Consider the following 1,914-nt stretch of genomic DNA (forward strand, 5'->3'; position numbering starts at 1 on the left):
CCCCGACAGCAGCGCCGCCACTGCCGCGCCCACCCGGCCCGCGCCTCTCACCTGCACCCGTGTGCTGCGCCGCGCCGCCAGCCGACGGAGCGGATCGCCCGGTTCCGAGGTGGTCAGGGCGAGGGAGGCCAGGTCCGGTCGAAGCCGCTCGAGCACCTCGGGCTTCTCCCGCAGGGCCTCGCCGGCCGGCCCGCCGCCGCGGGAGTCGTCCAGCAGCCCGGCCCGCGACAGCCGGCGCACGAGCCGGTCGACATGACCGTCGGGCAGATCCATGCGCCGCGCCTCCTCGCGCAGGAGCTCCACACCGCGGGTGCCGTCGAGCAGGTCGAGGAAGCTGCCCGTCGCCGTGTCCACCGGACCCACCGTCAGCGCGTGCGCCGGGGTCATCCCGAACTGGACGGTATTGAGATCGCGCCAGCCGCGCCTGAGCGCGGGCTTGACCACTGGATGCATGACGGACCCCCGTATGTCCCGGACTGTTCTCGTGGGTGGCCGAACCCGTCGTGGTTCGGGCGACGCATGCCAGCATGCCGGGACGGGCCGGAGGCCGCCGAAAGTTGTCCACAGGCACCGGAATTCATCGTATAAATCCGGCGCACGATGGTGGGATCGACATGGAACCGTCCCGGAGTCAAGACTTCCCCGTGTGCAGCGGGTAACGTCGGGGCGTGCCCGCCGACCCACTGCACAGCGCCGGAAAACCACAGCGCAGCACGACGAGCCAGCCGACGAACGGCTCGAGGGCGAGCGCGATCGAGGTCCGCAGGAGCGCCCGCCGACGCAGAACGGTCTCCGCGTACCGCGAGGGCGATCGCACCGTCGTGCTGATCCCCGCCCGGATGTCCGAGGCGGAGGAGCAGCGCTGGGTGAACGTCATGCTCGACAAGCTGGCCGCCCAGGAGAGCCGGCGGCTGCTCGGGGACACGGAGCTCGCCGAGCGGGCCCGGCGGCTGTCGGACCAGTACTTCGGCGGACGGGCGAGGCCGGTCTCCGTACGCTGGGTCACCAACCAGAACACGCGCTGGGGCTCGTGCACCCCCTCCGAGGGCAGCATCCGCCTGTCCCACCGGCTGCAGGGCATGCCCGAGTACGTCGTCGACTACGTGCTCTGCCATGAGCTGGCGCACCTGCTGGTGCCGGGTCACGGACCGCGTTTCTGGCGGCTGCTGGAGGAGTATCCCCGGACCGAGCGGGCCCGCGGCTACCTCGAGGGCGTGGTCGCGGCCGAGCGGCTGCCGCATGTTCCGGGGGCGAGTGATGTGTGAGCACCGCGCGAGGTGAGCGCACCGTAGGCCCACGCGCGCGTTGTGTACCGGGTCTGTACCGACTCCATCCGCTGTCGGTGTTTGCAGTTAGCCTGGCGCGACGCACTCACTTCGGGATGGGGGACGGTCGTACGTATGGCCAGGGAATTCCAACGCGGCCACAAGGCCAGGATCAGTGACCTCACCGCGGGCACGGATCTGTACATCGGTGTGCAGATCTCCGGCCCGGGGCTGACCTTCGACATCAGCTGCTTCGGTCTCGACGCCGACGAGCGGCTGTCGGACGACCGGTACTTCGTCTTCTTCAACCAGCCGAAGTCCCCCGAGGAGTCCATTCAGCTCCTGGGCGCCCAGGCGGGTGACACGGAGTCCTTCCGCGTCACCCTGGACCGGATCCCGCAGCAGATCAGGAAGCTGTCCTTCACGGCGACGCTCGACGGTGCCGGACAGATGTCGCAGGTCGGCCCCGGATACATCCGTATCGTCGCGGGTGGCGAGGAAGTGGCCCGGTACCCGTTCAGCGGCTCGGAATTCTCCACCGAGCGGGCCGTGATGCTCGGCGACTTCTACTTCAAGGACGTATGGCGGTTCGCCGCCGTCGGACAGGGCTTCGACGGCGGGCTCGACGCGCTGCTGAAGAACTTCGGCG

General features: G+C 69.9%; 2 protein-coding genes and 1 pseudogene. 2 read left to right on the top strand and 1 reads right to left on the bottom strand.

Translation table 11 applies throughout. The features are described 5' to 3' along the window. Positions 1-453: pseudogene (locus tag B9S61_RS11710) on the bottom strand (ThiF family adenylyltransferase); the annotation flags it as partial. Between the two features lie 215 nt (positions 454-668). Between B9S61_RS11710 and B9S61_RS11715 the strand changes: the two are divergent. After that, positions 669-1,265 (top strand): M48 family metallopeptidase, encoded by a 597-nt coding sequence (locus B9S61_RS11715; RefSeq protein ID WP_103542199.1) that lies wholly within the window; start codon positions 669-671, stop codon positions 1,263-1,265. Between the two features lie 135 nt (positions 1,266-1,400). After that, positions 1,401-1,914 (top strand): TerD family protein (locus tag B9S61_RS11720; RefSeq protein WP_146064800.1); only part of this gene is annotated, 514 nt, incomplete at its 3' end.

This window comes from Streptomyces sp. SM1 (assembly GCF_002910825.1).
GTDB lineage: Bacteria > Actinomycetota > Actinomycetes > Streptomycetales > Streptomycetaceae > Streptomyces > Streptomyces okerensis.